Origin of the sequence: Bacillus sp. AFS029533 (assembly GCF_002585125.1) — a bacterium.
GTDB lineage: Bacteria > Bacillota > Bacilli > Bacillales > Bacillaceae_G > Gottfriedia > Gottfriedia luciferensis_B.
This window is the reverse complement of sequence record NZ_NUQC01000020.1, coordinates 1-18543: the sequence shown is the minus strand read 5'-3', so window position 1 is coordinate 18543 and position 18543 is coordinate 1. Positions and strand designations below refer to the sequence as shown.

Annotated in this window: 18 protein-coding genes; 1 reads left to right on the top strand and 17 read right to left on the bottom strand. The window is 33.9% G+C overall.

The window, feature by feature from the left end; genetic code table 11:
- The 13 genes from COE53_RS10390 to COE53_RS10330 all read right to left on the bottom strand — a co-directional run bounded on the left by COE53_RS10390 (position 1) and on the right by COE53_RS10330 (position 12572).
- Complete coding sequence (locus COE53_RS10390; RefSeq protein WP_098948001.1) at positions 1-288, bottom strand: gas vesicle protein K; 288 nt, start codon at positions 286-288, stop codon at positions 1-3.
- Entirely contained in the window at positions 251-463 is a 213-nt protein-coding gene (locus COE53_RS10385) for a gas vesicle protein (protein ID WP_098948000.1), read from the bottom strand. Before COE53_RS10385 ends, COE53_RS10390 begins: the two co-directional genes overlap by 38 nt.
- Positions 460-1266, bottom strand: a complete 807-nt coding sequence (locus tag COE53_RS10380) for a GvpL/GvpF family gas vesicle protein (protein WP_180242411.1) — start codon at positions 1264-1266, stop codon at positions 460-462. Before COE53_RS10380 ends, COE53_RS10385 begins: the two co-directional genes overlap by 4 nt.
- Positions 1263-1499 carry a gas vesicle protein GvpG gene (locus COE53_RS10375; protein ID WP_098947998.1) on the bottom strand — a complete coding sequence of 79 codons (237 nt, stop codon included), beginning with the start codon at positions 1497-1499 and terminating at the stop codon, positions 1263-1265. The genes COE53_RS10380 and COE53_RS10375 overlap by 4 nt, the downstream gene beginning before the upstream one ends.
- Positions 1496-2248, bottom strand: a complete 753-nt coding sequence (locus tag COE53_RS10370) for a GvpL/GvpF family gas vesicle protein (RefSeq protein WP_098947997.1) — start codon at positions 2246-2248, stop codon at positions 1496-1498. The genes COE53_RS10375 and COE53_RS10370 overlap by 4 nt, the downstream gene beginning before the upstream one ends.
- A 1-nt stretch (position 2249) precedes the next feature.
- Positions 2250-3134 (bottom strand): gas vesicle protein GvpN, encoded by an 885-nt coding sequence (gvpN, locus tag COE53_RS10365; RefSeq protein WP_098947996.1) that lies wholly within the window; start codon positions 3132-3134, stop codon positions 2250-2252.
- 11 nt (positions 3135-3145) lie between these two features.
- A complete protein-coding gene (gene gvpO / locus COE53_RS10360; RefSeq protein WP_069033481.1) occupies positions 3146-3406 on the bottom strand; it encodes a gas vesicle protein GvpO in 261 nt (86 codons plus the stop codon).
- A 56-nt stretch (positions 3407-3462) separates the two neighbouring features.
- Positions 3463-3699: a gas vesicle protein GvpJ gene (gene gvpJ, locus COE53_RS10355; RefSeq protein ID WP_069033480.1), complete on the bottom strand. Its 237-nt coding sequence runs from the start codon at positions 3697-3699 to the stop codon at positions 3463-3465.
- A 309-nt stretch (positions 3700-4008) separates the two neighbouring features.
- Positions 4009-5040 carry a C40 family peptidase gene (locus COE53_RS10350; RefSeq protein WP_069033479.1) on the bottom strand — a complete coding sequence of 344 codons (1032 nt, stop codon included), beginning with the start codon at positions 5038-5040 and terminating at the stop codon, positions 4009-4011.
- Positions 5041-5061: 21 nt separating this feature from the next.
- Positions 5062-6147 carry a dipeptide epimerase gene (locus COE53_RS10345; protein WP_098947995.1) on the bottom strand — a complete coding sequence of 362 codons (1086 nt, stop codon included), beginning with the start codon at positions 6145-6147 and terminating at the stop codon, positions 5062-5064.
- Between the two features lie 150 nt (positions 6148-6297).
- Complete coding sequence (locus COE53_RS10340) at positions 6298-6615, bottom strand: DUF3870 domain-containing protein (protein WP_069033477.1); 318 nt, start codon at positions 6613-6615, stop codon at positions 6298-6300.
- Between the two features lie 880 nt (positions 6616-7495).
- Positions 7496-8758 (bottom strand): cation:proton antiporter, encoded by a 1263-nt coding sequence (locus tag COE53_RS10335; protein WP_091021820.1) that lies wholly within the window; start codon positions 8756-8758, stop codon positions 7496-7498.
- Positions 8759-8981: 223 nt separating this feature from the next.
- Complete coding sequence (locus COE53_RS10330; RefSeq protein ID WP_091021818.1) at positions 8982-12572, bottom strand: bifunctional 2',3'-cyclic-nucleotide 2'-phosphodiesterase/3'-nucleotidase; 3591 nt, start codon at positions 12570-12572, stop codon at positions 8982-8984.
- Positions 12573-12704: 132 nt separating this feature from the next.
- Between COE53_RS10330 and COE53_RS10325 the strand changes: the two genes are divergently transcribed.
- On the top strand, positions 12705-13616 hold the full coding sequence (locus COE53_RS10325) for a LysR family transcriptional regulator (protein ID WP_091021816.1): 912 nt from the start codon (positions 12705-12707) through the stop codon (positions 13614-13616).
- Between the two features lie 239 nt (positions 13617-13855).
- On the opposite strand, the gene COE53_RS10320 is transcribed toward COE53_RS10325, so the two are convergent.
- From COE53_RS10320 to COE53_RS10305, 4 genes are all read right to left on the bottom strand, one after another.
- A complete protein-coding gene (locus COE53_RS10320) occupies positions 13856-15844 on the bottom strand; it encodes an oxidoreductase (RefSeq protein WP_098947994.1) in 1989 nt (662 codons plus the stop codon).
- A 51-nt stretch (positions 15845-15895) separates the two neighbouring features.
- Positions 15896-17374: a sodium:solute symporter family protein gene (locus COE53_RS10315; RefSeq protein ID WP_098947993.1), complete on the bottom strand. Its 1479-nt coding sequence runs from the start codon at positions 17372-17374 to the stop codon at positions 15896-15898.
- The gene (locus COE53_RS10310; RefSeq protein ID WP_098947992.1) at positions 17374-17565 is read right to left on the bottom strand and encodes a DUF3311 domain-containing protein; all 192 of its coding nucleotides are present in this window, start codon (positions 17563-17565) and stop codon (positions 17374-17376) included. Before COE53_RS10310 ends, COE53_RS10315 begins: the two co-directional genes overlap by 1 nt.
- A 177-nt stretch (positions 17566-17742) precedes the next feature.
- Positions 17743-18543: RNA-guided endonuclease InsQ/TnpB family protein (locus COE53_RS10305; protein WP_286162562.1), on the bottom strand; the 801-nt coding region annotated here is incomplete at its 5' end.

Genomic DNA, 18543 nt, shown 5'->3' with positions numbered 1-18543 from the left:
TTACATTAAGTTCCCTAAAGGTCCTAAATCAATGTTTAAGTCTTTTCCTTCAAGTCCAAAAATGATTTTTAATTCTTCCATTTTTTCTTCTAAATTCAATAGAGCTGTACCAAGATTTTCAATTTGTTCTTCCGTAAGCGTACCACCCTCTACCCTTTTAATAGCTTGTCGCTCTACGAGTTGCCTTAGCAATTCCAAAATTGTAAGCACTAGTTGAGCTAGTCCTTGTTCAGCATCTTCTGGATTCAAATTAATTCTCTCGGCGGCTATTCCCTGATTCGCTGACATTCTTTATCCCCCTTTCATGAATCGATTCTACTGCTGTCACTAGTAAGCAAATATTTACATATACCAAATCAATATCTGCAATAGAAAGGATGAGATCACCTGTAATAACTACTCCTTTATCTAGAACTCCGTCTAAAATATCTAATAATGTGATGTTATCATTCTGACTGTTCATGTAATTTTAGAATCCAAACTAGCAAAATGATAGAATGGCCATGGTCCAGATATCTCTACAATAATTCCTCTATCCTCATACTTTTGTGTAAATTCTTTTATTAGCAGTTCAAATTTCTTTCTGCCGTCTTTTAGGATTAGAGAAGTACTATTGTAGATCATATCAACATTTCTTCCTGTAGCATTTCGGCTCCAATTTACTCTTGTTTTATTGTAAACCGTTGAATTTACTAAGGTGTTTTCCAAGCTTTGAGATATTACACGTAGTTCACTTTGTGCTTCATTTTCGAGTAGTTGTCCTTGCTTTTTCTTCATGAAGAATTGTTTCCCAGGAGATAATACTTTTAACTCATCCCTCATATTTTGGATTACTTTACTATGTCGCTCCAATACTTTAAAAAATTTCGATTTATCATAGTACATCTTTACATTCCATTCCTCTTTTTCCTTTAATTGCTCAAAAAGAGAAAGGATATTAAGCTCCTCTTTCGATAAATCCTCTCTTAATTTTTCAATACTTGAATAGATCGTACAAAACTTAGAAGGAAGAAATAAATAGTTTTTAGAATAATTCACAATTGTTTCATGATGATGAACTGCATGTTTGTGTACCCAATTTGGATTGTCCATCTTTTCTTTTAGAACTGACTCAGCAAATTCTTCTTCACTTAAATAACAATAGATAGCTGTTATTTTTCCAACAATTTCAATACAAGTTTGACCTTGATTAATCCCCTTCACTGGATAAAAAGGTGAATCTGTTAGTTGGATTGTCGGTAGCAAACCATATAAATAAATGCTCACCGGCCTACCTCCCGTTCTTTCATTTTTGCAACTTGATATCGCAAAAGTAGTTCCTCTTCTTGTTGTTCATAAATGTCCTGCGAAATTTCTCCTAATTCATACATCATTTGTAGACGGATCAATTGTTGCTCTATCGTTTTCGAGTCAAATAATACGCGGTCAGCTTCCTCCTTTATTTTTTCTCCTAATAGAATGATTGATTTTAGTGGGAAGGCTAAAGCTTTAAAAATCATAACTGATCTCCTGCCGTTATGGTTAACTGAATAAAGTTATATGCAGGCCATGGCCCAGAGTATTTGAATTCTACTTTATCCTTCCATAATTCATAGAGCTCATTAACTTTTTCATCAAAGATTTCTTCTTGGTCGCGATCAATTAAAAAGGCCGAATTGAGAAGCATTGTTTCGTATATTGGAGGGTTTGATTTAGAGGCACTCGAAAGTGAAGAAAGAGGTAAATAAATCTCATTGTACAGATCGTGTTGCAGATTGTAGAAAAAGTCTTTCGTTTTTTCTCCAAGTTTAATCTTTTCGTAAAATGCAGCTTCTTTTTGCTGATTTACTTTCTCCTTAAGTTTTTGTATGTCATCATTCATCCGTATTTCTTCTTCTAACCACTCCTTACGCCCAATTACTTTAAGACCAACCTCAATTTTATTGATTATTTTTTGGAAAATTGATTGCAGTTCATCATATAGTTTTTCTAGTAATAAATGAATCTCTTCTGAAAAAGAAAATACATTATTAAAACTCATTGGAATGACCGTAAACTGTTTCATAATTAAAGAGATTACACCTTGATGGGCTAGTAAATTTGCACGAGTTGGAAGGTAGTCCTGGTCAGATACATCTGCAACAATCATAACAACATCTTTATATCGGATTGGGTACAGTTTAATTTCTTTTCCTTCCCATTTTGTAAAACCAAATTCGTGATCGATATTCGTTTGAATCATACAAAATGGATAAACACCTTCGCTCATTTCAATTTCCCTCCATTTGTAAGCTTATCGTTTTTACAAGGAATTGTTTTGCCTGTGAGTATGTTTGAACTTTGCCAGCTTGTTTGAGATGAAACCAAAAAATATCTGTGCATAAAATCTGAAACTGTTCATTATAAATTGAAATTGGAATATTATTACGCTTTGCGATAGAGGCTAGCTTGATCGAGGTACGAAGACTTTGAGGTTCAATCTTTCTACAATGATAACGGACAATTTGCACTAAATTACCAATATAAAGACTTTCATTTTCCGATAATCCAGTTATTTGTGATAAAGCGGAGCACTCTGTTTCATGATCCATTTTTTCTAACGGAATCGTAATTAATCGATCAAGAAGTGCGTCTTGTGCTTCAAATACACCAACATACTCCTTGGGATTGCTTATAAAAATTACTGAAAAGTTAGGATGAACGGGCAAAAAAGACTCTTTCCTTTTCATCCCAAAAAGTGGGATAACTCTTTCTTCCAAAATTGATAAAAAAAGAGTGTTTGTTTCTGGATGCGAACGAGTGAATTCATCATAAATCAATGTATATCCTTTTGTAGCAGCTTCTATAATAGGGCCGTTAACCCAAGTTTCTTTAATCGTTTCCTCCTTTTTGTAAACGGAATGAATATAGTTATCTATCACTTTTTTGTTTGTATAGCCATTAAAACTCCCAAGCAAATCCTTATTAGACATTTCATGATTTCCATGAATTAATAAATACGGTCTACCCATTTGTTTTGCAATATGAAGTGCAAGTGATGTTTTTCCAACACCAGCTGGTCCTGTAAGATGGACTGAAAATCCAGATTGTAAATAAGACAGTAACCGTTCTGTTAAGCTATGCAAATAAGGAGACGATATAAAGCTTTTTTCCATAGTTTTCCCCCTCACTCATGTAGAATTGCGCCTCTAGCCCGTAATGATTTTCTTTGAAATGATACAATTTCTAATTCAGGACTAAGTAAAACATTATAAACTCCTACTAACTCATCTTTAGCGTGAGCTTTCATATATTCTTTTTCTTCAATTACCTCAACTGTAAGCTCCCACCCCCTGTCAGATTTATGAACGTGAGTAATTTTATGAACTGGTCGAATAAACTGCCCAAAAAAAGTTTTTACTACTTCTAGTATTTTAATAATTTCCATAATAGCCCCCTTGTCTAAAAAAGTAGACCAAAGCATAAAGCCTTGGCCCTACTTGCTTAAGCAACTTCCTCTTCTTCTTCTTCTTCCTCGTCTTTCAGCAATCCGACTGCTTCTGCATATCGTAACCAAGTATCAACACTAGCGATAACAACACGAGCTTCAATTGCTAAAAGCTCAATGCCGACAAGAGATACTCTTACAAATGCATCAATCACAACACCTTTATCAAGAATACGGTCGATTACTTCAGCTAGGCTGGAAGAATCTACACTTTTTTGAATGGAAGCCAACATATATCCCTCCTTTCCTATTAAAATAAGAAAGAAATGATAGAAAACGAGAATATAGCTTCCTTCTCGAACGATATCCTATCTCTTTCCCTCTATCCTATGGGACAAGCAAGTTGAGAGTGATAGACTTTATTCAAAATGAATCTATTATCCTATACTCCAATTTTTTCCAACTGAATGATAACTTTATAATTTGTGAAAATAGCGGAGCAAAAGCTGAATATAAATCTACGAACATTAAGAGTAAAAACAAAAACCATGAACAACAACTACTGTTCATGGTTTTCCAACTTTTGCTCAATATTTACTTAATTATTCTTCCCAATAGCGGCGAGCACCTGAGAATTCCTCGATATAACCAGGAGTATTTAACGGAATGATTTCAACACTTCTAGCAGCATTAGGAGCCTGAATCATTAAACCGTTACCGATATACATTGCAACGTGATGAACTGATCCAGTTCCATTGTTACTTGCAAAGAATAATAAGTCTCCAGGTTGGATTTCATCTTTCTTTACTTCCTTACCGTTCTTAGATTGAGGTCCTGAATCTCTTGGAATTGTAATACCATATGACTTAAATAAGCTATATGTAAATCCTGAGCAATCAAACCCAAATCCAGATACTCCAGCCCATAAGTAACGTAAACCAAGGAACTTCTTCGCTGTATTAATTAAATTTTCAGGCGTTGCCTTAGGAAATTGATTTTCATTTTGATAGACTGCCACATCTTCTTTTTTAATAAATTTATTTCCATCATCTGGTGTTGCAACCATTACAACATCCCCAAAATCTTTAACGACAGGTAAACGAGTATTAAAGCTAATTTCCATAAACTTATCATTTAATGCTTTCCCATCATAAAGCCATGCTGTTTGACTCGATACCATAATAAATGGGGTATTCTTATAATTCTCTAATCGGTCATCCGTTGTTAATTGTCTTTTCGGCATCCAACCAGGATAGCCTAAGGAGTTTCGTGGTGTAGGCTGACCATCTACAGCAACCTTTACCCAGTCACCTGACTCTTCTAAAATGGTTACTTTTGTACCGTATACTGCTTGAGTTTCAAGATAACTTGTTAGCCAACGACGAACTTCTGTATCTTCCATATTAGCTGACCATTGACGTGGATCAACTGGATTGCTTAAAGATGGCGCATCAATATCTCTAACTTGGAATCTACCATTTGTTGTCCATTGTGTTGAAACAGACACATCTACGTAGGCTGTCTCACCTGGAGTAAGTTCCTCCTGCGTTTTTGCTAAAGATTGGCTTGTCATTGTAGAAAGTAAAGTACCTGCAACACATAAACTTAAAATCAAATTTTTTGTCTTTTTCATCGTAAAGCTCCTCTCCTTATTTTAACGAAGACTTTTAGAGAATCCTCGGTGTAGCCCTAGGCCGGGTAGTGAAGATAAGTGCACTTCATCACCATTAAATTCAATTCCATCAAAATCCTGGATCTTTAACCAAAGTGGTGCATCCAAATCAATTTTTTGTATGTTCGGATGAGCAGTAGCAATATGTGCAGCCGCAAGTACTGAGACCGAAGTTTCCATCATACTTCCTATCATGCAAGGAATATTCGCTCTTTCAGCAATATCTGCAATTTGCAGCGCTCTTCTAATTCCTCCTGTTTTCATCAACTTAATATTTAGAAGATCAACTGCATCCTCTTTGATCAGACGCATTGCATCCTGGGGAGAAAAAAGACTTTCATCGGCCATGATTGGTGTTTTGACGTTTTGCTTTACAAATTTTAGTCCATCAATATCACCTGCTTGGACCGGTTGCTCAATAAGCTCGATTTTTGAATTCAACTGTTCTAATTCTTGGATAATGGAAACAGCTTGTCTTGGCGTCCATCCTTGGTTGGCATCTACTCGGAGCGTAATGTCGTTTCCGACCCTTTCACGGATGGCCATAATTCGTTCAATGTCTCTCGTCCAGTCTTTTCCTACTTTAATTTTCAAAATAGAAAAGCCGTCCTTGATTATTTGACTCGCATCATGACTCATTTCATCCACTGTTCCAACACTAACCGTCATATCATTTTTTAATTGATTCGTCCGCCCTCCAAGATATTGATAGAGTGGAAGATTAAGATGTTGGCATAATGCATCATACAGTGCGATTTCCATTGCCGCTTTTGCACTTGTATTTGCCACACAAGAGCGTTCAATTATTAAAGAGAGTTCATTAATATTTCGAATATCCCTTCCTAGTAGTAGTGGTGTAAGGACAGTCTTTAAAATCGCTTCAATACTTTCTTTTGATTCTCCTGTAATAGCTAAAGTTGGTGCTGCAGCTCCTACTCCGACAATCCCATCTTCTAGCTGGACATATACAAAGACGTTCTCTATTTCGGTAGCTGTCCTAAGAGCTGTTTTAAATGGCTTTTTTAAAGGGAAAACTTCTGTTTGCACTTGTATCGATTGAATAATCATCTTTTTTGTCCTTTCCGTTTAAGATTAAAATTTTTAGTAAGTTTCCGATTGTCACAATAATCTTGTATTAAATAAAAAATCCAGCTATTAGAAAGGGCCTTCCCTTTGCTAATAACTGGATTTCATCTACGAAAATAGATAAAGCAGCATTTAAGATTCAATTATTTGCTTGTATTTTATATGTGCATTTTTAAAGGCTACAGTCAATGCTTTTTGGGATGAACCAAAATACCTTGAACTAATTTCATCTATTACTCCATCCACATTTAACATCGATTGCCCTTCGAATAAATGCTTCACAAAGGATGAAGTTAAAGAAATAGTAGCTGAGCAATCAGCATCAACAATCAAATGACTTGTCCGATCGACTACCAGTCCAATAAAAAAAGCATTATATTTCTGCATAATCGGATTATTAGATGAAGTCTTTGCATCTCCGATAAGATAGATCGTATCTTTATTGTACAATTTATTTCCTCCCGCAAAACAGGTATTCCGTGCATAACTCCAACCGGAAAGGAAAGAATTGGCATCGGCATATGTATTCGCTTACAGTTAATATTAATATATGAAACTATTTTTGACAATATATTATGAATATTCAGTTTAAAGAAAAGGAAATGTGGACTAGATGGAGACTCTTACTTTTTTACTAGATTTTAACCCAACATCTAAAATTTAAGTACGAAAGAAACCTCTTGAAGTACAAGAGGTTTCTACAGAGTGTTGAAATATAAAATGGTCAATAGGGAAAACGGACATTAAATAAACATTTAATAATGATGAAATTATCATTTTTCTGGATGTTCTTTTAATGGTCTTAAATGTTAATATGTTCGAGCAATTTTATGATTCCAATAACACTAGACATGTTTTTTTCAGAAGTTAAATAATTATGAGCTTATTCTTAGAAAAACAAATTTATTTGACTAATCTAGTTTAATGTTCGATATTAATAGAACTACAAACTGATTAATAAAAACTGCTAGATTACTCTAAGTAAAGGCAATTTGATTAGGATTTATTGCATACTTTTTTTGATGAAAAAGTTGATTGGAATGGAGGGGTGCTCGACTCCTATGNNTGTTTTTCAACAGCGTGAAGAAACCTCTTGAAGTACAAGAGGTTTCTAACTTCTTATTCATTCTTTTTTACTATCCTCTTATAAAGATATAATTTTAAAGCGATACAATTAAAAGTAGGCAATTTCAAATGGAATACTAAGTATGTTTATTGTGTTAAAGCTACCTGTTCTTAGATTTGTTCCTAGAAAATATGTTGTCCAAACTTTGTAAATGACTTAAAAAGATTATTTCCTTAACCAAACTACATTATCGCGTTTCACGTTTTAAATAGTTTGTTTTTTTATTTTTGCAATTAAACTCGAAATACTTAAACCTTGTACTAGTAAAGAAAAAACTACATTTACAAATACAATTAATACAATACTTTTATAATAAGGAAAATTATGAGGTAATGTTAATGCCAATGATATCGATAAAGCTCCTTTTAATCCCCCCCAATTAATAAGAAACTTTTCAGTACTTGTAAAACTCTTTGCTTTAAATAAACTAATATAAACTGCAATTGTTCTGGCCATTAAAGTAATTAAAATAGAAAACAAAGTTAATTTCCAATTTGAGAAAATGTTTAATCGGTACACTTCTATTCCGATAAGCAAAAATAAAATTGTATTTGAGATAAATGAAATAATATCCCAAAAACTATACATATAATTTTTTGTATTTTCATTCATTCCTATTTTTTTGCCATAGTTACCAAAAACAATACCACCAATAACAACAGCGATTACTCCACTTCCATGGAATATTTCTGCTATTAAATAGCTACCGTAAAATAAAAGAAATGAAACCATTGTTTCAAGCGGATAATCATCAACTAAGCTAATTAAATATGACGCGATAAATCCTAAAACCAAACCAACAATTACACCAATAAAAACAATTTTAAGAAATAAAATAAAACTTGCGCCTAAAGCACCAAATAACCCTTTATTCATGAAGCTTATAATATAAACTGTAGAAATTTTAAATAGCACCACAGCTATTCCATCATTAAATAAACTTTCTCCTTCTAAACTAATCGCAATTGATTTTTTAGCCTTCATCACCTTTAAGATGCCCATTACTGAGATCGGATCGGTTGCACACATTAAAGAAGCAATCGTAAGTGAAACGACAAATGGTAAATGGCAAAGATAAGTCAATACTAGTGCAATGATGATAAAAGTTAAGAAAGTCCCAAATAATGCTAGTCTTGCAATTTCTCCTTTAAATTTATTTAGATCTTTAAACTCTAATTTAATTGCTGCTTCTCCTAATAAAGAGGGTAAAAAGAAGCTTAAAACAATGACAGAAAAGAACTGATGGTCACTAAACATATAGGCTATTTTATTAAAAAAAGGAAAATTTAATAAACCAATTAATAAACCTAATATGACAAGGAAAATTGTATATGGTTTTTTTAACTTACTTGCCAAAATCCACACTAAAACTCCCGCTAACAAAAGAATTAATATACTTTCAATCCAACTATTCACATTTTCAATTAAATTTGTTTCCATATCATTTTTAAACCTACTTTCTACCATCCAAAAACTTCATAGTTCTATTTTTTTCCATTTCATATTTTTAATACGATATGAAGACATAATTTTATAAATAGGGATTGAAACTTTCTCATCACATTAAGATCAATACATCCTTTATACAAAAATAGCTTGTATACAAATGGAAATTACCACTTTGTCTACAAGCCGACATTTCATTCTAATATAGAATGCGTTTTTTAGTTAGAAAACTTTTGAAATACTTTTAATTTACTTTTTGAATTCTTCCTTCAACCTCATAAACAAAAGGTCTTGGAAGTGATTTAACATAATCTACAGTCGCTTGAAGATCTTCTGGTCCTACTTCTAAATCAGTAGAACGTTCGCCAATACCATATTTTACATTTCCGTACATATAGTTGTTAACTACAACTGAATATTCTTTGTTCGGGTCAATTTTACTACCATTTGGTAAAAGGATGTCTACTACTTTTCTAGTTGATGAATCCCACGTATACTTAAATCCAGCAATGTGGAAATCTAAGCCCTTATCGGTAATTTGATTATTTAACACTGTTTCAATATCTTGACCACTAAGCATTACTTTATTTAATACATTTCCAAAAGGCTGAATTGCGAATAAATCACCAAACGTAACTTGACCAGCGTCAAGTTCCGCTCTAACTCCGCCACCGTTCATCATTGCGAAGTCAGCATTCATCGCAGCTTTCATTCCATCTGCAATTAAGTTACCTAGTGCAAAATCGCCATAAGTATCAGAAGATGGATATCCTTTTGGTAAAGTTTGCATTGAGTCACCAACAATCTCAGCTTTAATTGGCATAATTAAATCTTCATATTTTTTCATGATCGCTGAAACTGTCGGGTCTGGTGTATAGTCTTTTTGATAAACTGTTACTACTTCTCCATCCTTCTTAACAATATCACCTGTTACTGCATCTAATTCTAAATCTACATCAGAAAATGCAGAACCATACGAATAAGCTTGTACGATTAATTTATTATCAACTACTTTATTATTAAATACATGATTATGAGCAGCAAAAATAACATCTACTTCATCATCAACTTTTTCAGCAATATCAGTTGCATCATATAAATCTGCTTTACCTGTTTGAAGAGTAGGGTTATGTGCTAATACTACGATTGCTTTAATTCCTTGTTTTTTTAGAATATCTGTATAATGGTTAATTGCTTCAACTTCATCACGAATTTCAAGCGTTTCATTTCCTTTTCGAACAATCATATTAGGAGTTTCTTGCGTTACTACACCAATAAAACCAATCTTTTTACCGCCCACTTGTTTAATTGTGTATGGTTGAGTAATTAATTCTCCTGTTGCAGAATCATATGCATTGGCAGCAATCACTGGAAAGTTCATTCCGTCATATCCTTTTGTACCTTTAGGATGTTCTCCACCATTCATCATACGCTTTAATTCAGCTATACCTTCATCAAACTCGTGATTTCCAACTGTACCTACATCAAAACCCATTGCTTCCATTACTTCAACTGTTGGTTCATCTTGGAATAATGCTGAGATTAGTGGACTACCGCCAATCATGTCACCCGCATGAACAAGTAATGTATTTGGATTTTCTGCTTCACGTTGCTTCATTGCAGCAGCTGTGTATTCCATACTCCCAGCTAATAATTCTTGGCCATTAACAGTAACTTTTGTATCCGTATCAAGCTGACCATGAAGATCATTTAAGCCCAATAATTGAACTTTAATATTTTCTTTTGGAGCAGTCCCTAAATCTAATTTAAAAATTCCAAAGCCTGCAAGATCCGTTTTATTTTTAAATGAAATATTACTATTAGGCTTGATGAATTCTTCCGCTCTTGGTGATGTCGTAAACGTTACATTTACATTTCCGCTAATTGGTGCAATTGACCAGTTATGATCTGCTGTTGGTGTAATTGTTTTCGATTCTGAAATGTAATCCATTAAGATTTGACGGTTTTCATCAGCAGAATCTACTACAAGTTCGCTACCTTTAACACCTGGGAAATTACCACCGCCACCAGCACGATAGTTATTTGTTACAACGATGAATTCCTGATTTAGATCAATTGGTTGTCCATTATAAGTTAAATTTATTACTCGACTTGAATTACTATTAACAAGATTTCCATTTAAATCGTACTTGGCTGGTTTTGTTACATCAATTTGATAGTTAACACCGTCAATTACATCAAAGTTATAAACAGGAAAAGCTGGATTTAGTAATGCTTGTTCTTCTGTTTTATTAGGATCAATTTGATTGTATTTACCTGCCGTCATTTCAATCCATTCTTTAACTACAGAACCTTTTACTTTAATTGCTTTTAACGTATTATCATAAAGATAAAGGTCGCCTGCACTTCTTATCGTAAGGTCGCCTTTTTTAATCTCAGTATACTCAGCTACACCATTACGGCCAGCTTTGAATGGAGCTCCTACTGATAAAATTGGTAATTCTTTATATTCTGGTTTCTTTTCAGCAATATATTTTTCTACAAACCATTTTTGTGCATTTGTAACAACTTGAATCGATGGATCATCTTGTATCAATGAAAAGTAACTATGGATATCATCAGTAGTTGTTCCAATTGGCGTATTTACATACTTAACTGTTGCATCATGATTTGGTTTAACAGCATTTACGATTTCTTGATCTGGAGCTACTGTGCTTTCTGTTTTTGTTTTACCTGTAGCAGGATCCTTTACATCAGCCCATATTTCTCTAGTTGAAGACTGGGAATTGACTACTGACCATTTTCCTTTTTCTTTTTTAAGTGTTAGGTCAATTAATCCTAATGAACCACCACCGTATCCCGCTTGAACAGCAGGTACGCCATTAATTGTTCCTTTCGAATTATCAACACCAGGTAATGGCTTTTTATCTGCCCCTAAAAATAATGCATCAAGTGTAGCCTCTGATTTTGCCGGGAATACCTTATGTGTATGAGAAAACGTAATTGCATCAATACCAGGTACTTCACTTAAAGAATAAATAACGTCTTCAGTATTTTCTTTATTTGCATTAAAACCTGAATGAGTCATTGCAACAATAACATCTGCACCGTCTTTTCTCATTTCAGGAATGAATTTTTTAGCTGTTTCTACTATATTTTTAGTAATAACTTTCCCATCAAGATTTGCCTTGTCCCACTCATTGATTTGAGGTGGTACAAACCCAATAAAGCCGATTTTAATTTCTTGCTTCTTTCCTTGCTCATCAATCATTTTTTTCTTAATGATTTTATAAGGAGTAAATTTGTTCTGATCATTATTAGGATTTTTATCGTGATCATCTACGTAAACGTTTGCATTAATGTACGGAAAATCCGCATCATTATATGCTTCATTTAAAAAGTCTAATCCATAGTTAAATTCATGATTACCTAAAGTTGCAATATCATAACCCATTATGTTCATTGCTTTAAATACAGGATGAACTTCTCCTTTTTTTAATGGGTCAATTTTTGCTTCATAAGTACCTAGTGGAGTACCTTGTATTAAATCCCCATTATCGACTAAAACATTATTTTGAACTTCTTTACGAGCATCTTTTACTAAAGTAGCAGTCTTAGCTAATCCAACTTTTTCGTATGCTGCATCCTTGTAGTAATCATAGTTTAATAAATTTGTATGGATATCTGTCGTTTCCATAATTCGAAAGTTTACTAAATCCTTCTCATCTTTATTCTTTTTAGATGCAAGCACATTTACAGGTTCAGCCTCTTTTGGTGTTGCATACGCCGGCGTACTCATAACTGACATACTTAATAAAGATAAAGCTAGTGAAAATGATAACGCTTTCGAATTTTTACGGTTGTTTCTCCTCATCTATATTCCCCTTAAATACTTTATTAGGATTTGATTAAAAATTATCCCCAAAAATTATTATAAAATTAAAATAGGTTAAAATATATTTAATTATACTTAAATATATTTAACTATTTCTTAAGGAGCAAATAAATGAATTTAGACCATTTAGCTTACATTGTAGATGTTTCAAAAACGAAATCACTATCAATGTCCGCAAAAAATTTACATATTTCTGTTTCAGCAATCTCACAAGCCATAAATAATTTAGAAGACGAATTCGGTTTTAAAATTTTTACACGTTTAAGACAAGGAACAATTCCAACACCTGAGGGCGAAGAATTAATTGAAAAATCTCTTCATGTGCTAGCCCATGCTGAAAAATTAAAGCAGTTAGCTATCAACAAAAATGAAATCCAAAAAGAGATTACTATTGCTTCTGTACCTGGACTAATGCATTATATCGTTGGTGTCATTAAATTAATTAAATTTGATAGTCCAAACACTAAGATTAAAGTTAATGGTAAAAGCTCGCTAGATATTTTAAATGAGGTAAGACAAAAGAATGCACGTTTCGGTTTGATTTGGATATATGATCAACTATTACAAAATAATAAAGATCTGGTATTCGATATATTTCAAGAGGTGAATATCAATGTTTGTGTCAGTAAAAATCATACGCTAGCCGAATGTAACCAGTTAACGATTAAGGATTTATCAAACGAGACGTTTGTAATTCATGAAGAACAATATCTAAAATGGTATTATGATGAATTTTTAAAAGACAAAACTGAGATCTTATTTACAACAAATAATCTCGATAGTATTAGAAGTGCTGTCAATGAAAATATTGCAATAACAATTGGTACAGACTTTGTCGTGCAAAATGAGTCACTCATTCAATCTGGGGAAGCCTTTGCAATCGAACTAATTAATCCTTTCCATCGTCCTTTTTATGTTGGTTGTGTTCGAAGTGAGTATCCTCCGCTTTCATCAACTGAAAAAAAGTATATAAATGAATTAAAAGAAGAATTTAAACGTGTAAATAATTTACAAGAAGACTAATAGAATTGGGTTTTTCTTGCAACTTTTTAAAAATTATAAGGATATTGAAATACTCATAAAAGGGGCATGAGTATTTCAATAAGCTTGAAGTTGAAAATAACTTACTCATAACGGGCTCATGACTAAGTACATACGCAAAAATATTAATATACTTTACTCATAATATTGACAAACTAATTTTTCAACAGTCTAAAAAAACCTAATCTTTTTTTGATTAGGTTCTTTTAAGTCTAATTCAGTTATACATGAACCTCAGAAGAAACAACTCCTATTTCAAGAGCAGATGTCAGGCCTTCATAAGTAGCTTCCTCAATTGTACGAGGTGCTAAACAATCCCCAATTTGTCGAACAACTGGTGCCATACCTTTCACTTGTTCAAAAAGCTCAAAATTTGGTACTCGTCCCATTGCAAGTACAATTGTATCCCAGTCGTTAATCAATTCAGTCTCATGAGTAAAAAGATTTCTCAATTTGACCTGGTTATTATGAATACCTCCAAAATCAAAGTGCGGGCGAACATCTACCTTTAATTGATAGAGCCTTTTTAGATATTCATTTACTAGATATGAATGAAGTTCTTTTCCTATGTGAACCTTAGCGGAAAACAAGGAAACATCGTGATTTTTCTCCTTCAAGTGTATAGCTGCCTCTATTCCTGGCCAATCACCAATTAAATCAAATACCAGTACACGTCTTCCAACCTGGATAGAATTTCCGCTGAAAAGCTCATCAACTGTTATGATTCTCGGGTCATCGATGCCCTCTACATGTGGAAAATATGGTCTAGATCCGACTGCACATATAATGACATCGGGTTTTATCTCTTTTATTTTATCAATGTTCATTTTCTTTCCAAGCTGGACATCTATCTTACTTTTAGATAGCTTTCTTATATAATTGTCTAACATCGTTTCAGCTACTTCTTGTCGCATTGGAGCCTTTCTCATTTTTCTTAGCAATCCGCCAATCTCATCACTTTGTTCAACTAAAATTACTTCATGTCCTTCACCATCAGCAGTTAAAGCAGCATGTAATCCAGCAGGACCTGCACCAATGACAAGCACTTTTTGTTTTACTTTTACACTTTGAACAAGCGGTAATAATTCTTTTTCTTTACCTGCCATCGGATTTTGAACGCATCCAATAGGAAGGCCTTTAGAATAGTGACCAATGCAAGCTTGAATACATCCTAAACATGCATCAATTGAATGTAGATCGCCTCTCATTGCTTTATTCGGTAATTCAGGGTCAACGATTAAAGCTCGTGTCATTCCAACAACATCAGCTCTTCCTGAACCAACAATTCGATCTGCATCCATAGGGTCTATGATTCGCGAGCCGACAAAAACTGGAACCGCTCCAGCCATCCGAATTTTAAATGAATGTGAAGAATTATAAGCATGTTTGATTGGAGAAGGTGGAACAATATGAGTCGAACCTGCATATGTACTTGAATCACCAGATGTTACATTTATAAAATCCACTCTAACATTTTCAACTAAGTGCTCGACGATTTTCACAGCGTCTGTTACCTTCGTTCCATCCATTGTCATTTCGTCTGCACTCATTCGAATTCCTACGGTAAAATCTTCACCCACTTTTCCCCAGATACGTTGTATTATTTCGACGATAAAACGCATTCGGTTCTCAAATGTACCACCGTATTCATCTGTTCGATAGTTCGTATGGCTAGACCAAAATTGTGCTGGTAAATAACCATGAGAGCAACAAACTTCTACTCCGTCAAGACCAGCTTTTTTAGCTAATAAAGCTGAATAAGCATATCCCTCTATGACATCTTTAATTTCATCAATGTTCATCGGTCTAGGCATTATTCCAAATCGAAAACTTGGTTCAGAAGACGGTGCCCAAGCAGCATTACGGTAATCGCTTGATACGACTTCTCTACCTCCGTGAAATAGCTGACTAAAAACTTTCGTGCCATATTGATGAAGTTGTTTTGCAATTTCTGCATAAGCAGGTACTACTTTTTCATCAAATCCCGCGATTGTATGTGAAGTAAGCATGCCTGACGAGTGAACTGCTGCCGCTTCAAGAATAATAAGTCCAGCTCCCCCCTTCGCACGGGCAACATGATAGGCGGTCATTTCAGGAGTAGGAATGCCATTTTCTACATAATTCGTTTGATGTGCTGTCGATAAAATTCTATTTTTAAGTTCGGTATTTCCAATCGTCACTTTTGAGAATAGGTGTTTAAAGTCAGTCATAATTGAACCACTTCCTTTCTCCTAAAATAAATAATTCGTTATCCATTTTCTTTAGAAATTAGTAAGCATCTGATCGTTCTTTTCTACTACAAATTTTCGTTTTCTTGTAACCCTACTTACTACAAGCGTTACAGTAAAATTAATAACCATGACAACTAAACCAACATCAATATCTTGTACGACATGCGGAAACGATGGAAACAAAGTTGCTAGCGTTGTGCCAGTTATTGTGGAATACGTAACGGCTGCAACACCAATAATGATTCCGGCAGATGCACCTTGAACTGTTACAGGATTCTTTTTCCAGAGACTAAAATACAACGCCGGGAACAATTGTGCCATAAAGCTGTAAGCCATAATATACAGTGTCATAATTGTATCGCCACCATTTAAGGTAAAATAAAGTGTTACTAGTGCAATGATTGGTACTAGAAGTCGGGTTAATTTTATTAGCTGATCATCTGTTGTATTCGGCTTCAAAACCTTGTAGACATTCTTCGTTAAGATTGTAGTTGCAGATGTTAAAACCAATGAACTTGGAATAAGTGCTGCTAAAGCACCCGAGGCACCAATGATCCCAACAAACCATGGATCAAATGAAATCTTTGCGAGTTTAAATAAAGCTAAATCCACATCTCCACCTTTTAAAGTTGGAGCTTTTAAAATAGCAGCGAATCCAACAAATAAAGAAAAGACAATAATAATTTGATAGATTGGCATAAATGCAGCATTCCATCGAAGAGCTTTTGCACTCTTTGAAGAAAAAACTCCCATAAGCATATGAGGAAACATGTAGAAGGAAAGTGCTAGCATGATACTAGTTGTAATAAACCAAGAAACACTTAAACCTTTCTCTGGAAATATCAAAAAGTCAGGTTTAGCAGTTTGGATAGCCTCAAACATCGGCTGAAAACCACCATAATAATGTACTGGAAAATAGATCCCTAAAAAGATCACAACAAATAAAATTAAAAAGTCCTTAATAACAGCCGTCCAAGCTGAACCATGAATACCCGAAACTGTTACATAAATTGCGATTGTAACCACGGCAATCGTAATAGCAATACTCTGAGGAATTTTTCCATATGAAGCCTCGGAAACAATAATCCCTAGCCCCTTTAACTGCATCGTTAAATATGGAATGATTGAAATAATGCTAATAACTGAAACAAGAACGCCTAGTGCTGAACTATTATACTTTTTCGTATAAAAATCAGCTTGTGACACAACGTTATTTTCTTTTGCATATTTCCAAACAGGAGGTAAAAGCCAATAAGCTATAATAAAGTAGAAGGCATTAAAAGCATAGACTGCCGGCATACCAAATGAGTAGGCACTTCCCGATGCCCCCATAAAAGTAAATGTCGTAAACATTTCTCCTGCTAGTAATAGAAAAACAAAAAGAGAACTAAAACCTCGTCCACCAATTGACCACTGCTCAAAAGTCATCTCTTTGCCTTTACGTGCTTGTAAGCCTAACCAAATTGATAAAGCTAGAAAGCCAAGGATAACAATTAAAGCTGAATTCACTATTGATCGCCCCCTTTATTAGCGGGATCAAGTTTATTCACTATTAATAAAAATATAGCCGTAAGAAAAACCCATAATATCGTCCAAAATAAAACAAACGGCATTCCAAGAACATATGGCTCTACCTTATTAATAACTGAGAATGACCCAATAGCTGGTATCGCACTTAATACATACAGTAACTTTTTCATTTGATACCCGTTGCCAAAAACTTATAAAAATCAATAAAAAACGATTATTTTTATAGATTTCGTTTATTTCCCTTTTCTACGTGTCCGATTTTGCCTAGTTAGGCTACTTTCGTTTGGTATAACACTCCAAGGGCGTAAATTCGGATACAACGAATCCTACATGTACAGTTATGACGTCTAGGTAACAGTTACTAATTTATATCGTGACAAGTTGATTGCTGCGTTTAAATCTCGATCAATTTCATGACCACATTCACATTTGTATAATCGGTCTGATAGCTTTAAATTTTTTTTCAATTTCCCACAACTTGAACACATTTTAGAAGATGGGTACCAAATATCAGCTTCAACAAATTCAATGCCATATTTTTCACATTTATATTGAATTTGGCGTTTGAATTTAAATAAACACTGCTTTGCAATTGCTTTTGAAAGGTGCTTATTCATCATCATCCCTTTAATATTTAGAATTTCCATTATGATGCGATAAGGTTTGGTTTTCACGATCTCGCTCGTGGATTGATGAAGATGATTTAGTCTGATATTTTTCAACCTTCTATGGAGGTGTTGCATCTTTTTTTCGATTTTTATAATGTTGCTTGTTTTGACGAAACGGTTTCCCTCCTTATTCATTTCATATTTACGAGAAACTCGACGCTGCAACCTACGTAGACGTTTCTCTACACTTTTAACAGTATCTGTCTTGTTAATATTGTTCTTCTTGGTGCCATCTGAACAAACGGCTAATTTTTTTATCCCTATGTCAATACCCAGTGAAACATTTGTATGTTCAACTGTTGGTTTTAATTCTTCAATCCCTACAGATATATACCAGTATTTTCCATCGTTACTAATTCTAGGATTATAGTATTTTTCATCCGATATCAATTCAGAAGTTACAACCCAACCGACTTTTTCAATTAACACTTTCTTTCCTTTTACTTTCAACTTTACATTATCGTTATAAAAGGATGGTTT

Bases quoted from the DNA above. Each gene is read 5' to 3' on its own strand.
- COE53_RS10390 (WP_098948001.1), bottom strand. From the start codon at position 288: ATGTCAGCGAATCAGGGAATAGCCGCCGAGAGAATTAATTTGAATCCA.
- COE53_RS10385 (WP_098948000.1), bottom strand. From the start codon at position 463: ATGAACAGTCAGAATGATAACATCACATTATTAGATATTTTAGACGGA.
- COE53_RS10375 (WP_098947998.1), bottom strand. From the start codon at position 1,499: ATGATTTTTAAAGCTTTAGCCTTCCCACTAAAATCAATCATTCTATTA.
- COE53_RS10370 (WP_098947997.1), bottom strand. From the start codon at position 2,248: ATGAGCGAAGGTGTTTATCCATTTTGTATGATTCAAACGAATATCGAT.
- gvpN (WP_098947996.1), bottom strand. From the start codon at position 3,134: ATGGAAAAAAGCTTTATATCGTCTCCTTATTTGCATAGCTTAACAGAA.
- gvpO (WP_069033481.1), bottom strand. From the start codon at position 3,406: ATGGAAATTATTAAAATACTAGAAGTAGTAAAAACTTTTTTTGGGCAG.
- gvpJ (WP_069033480.1), bottom strand. From the start codon at position 3,699: ATGTTGGCTTCCATTCAAAAAAGTGTAGATTCTTCCAGCCTAGCTGAA.
- COE53_RS10350 (WP_069033479.1), bottom strand. From the start codon at position 5,040: ATGAAAAAGACAAAAAATTTGATTTTAAGTTTATGTGTTGCAGGTACT.
- COE53_RS10345 (WP_098947995.1), bottom strand. From the start codon at position 6,147: ATGATTATTCAATCGATACAAGTGCAAACAGAAGTTTTCCCTTTAAAA.
- COE53_RS10335 (WP_091021820.1), bottom strand. From the start codon at position 8,758: ATGGTAGAAAGTAGGTTTAAAAATGATATGGAAACAAATTTAATTGAA.
- COE53_RS10330 (WP_091021818.1), bottom strand. From the start codon at position 12,572: ATGAGGAGAAACAACCGTAAAAATTCGAAAGCGTTATCATTTTCACTA.
- COE53_RS10325 (WP_091021816.1), top strand. From the start codon at position 12,705: ATGAATTTAGACCATTTAGCTTACATTGTAGATGTTTCAAAAACGAAA.
- COE53_RS10320 (WP_098947994.1), bottom strand. From the start codon at position 15,844: ATGACTGACTTTAAACACCTATTCTCAAAAGTGACGATTGGAAATACC.
- COE53_RS10310 (WP_098947992.1), bottom strand. From the start codon at position 17,565: ATGAAAAAGTTACTGTATGTATTAAGTGCGATACCAGCTATTGGGTCA.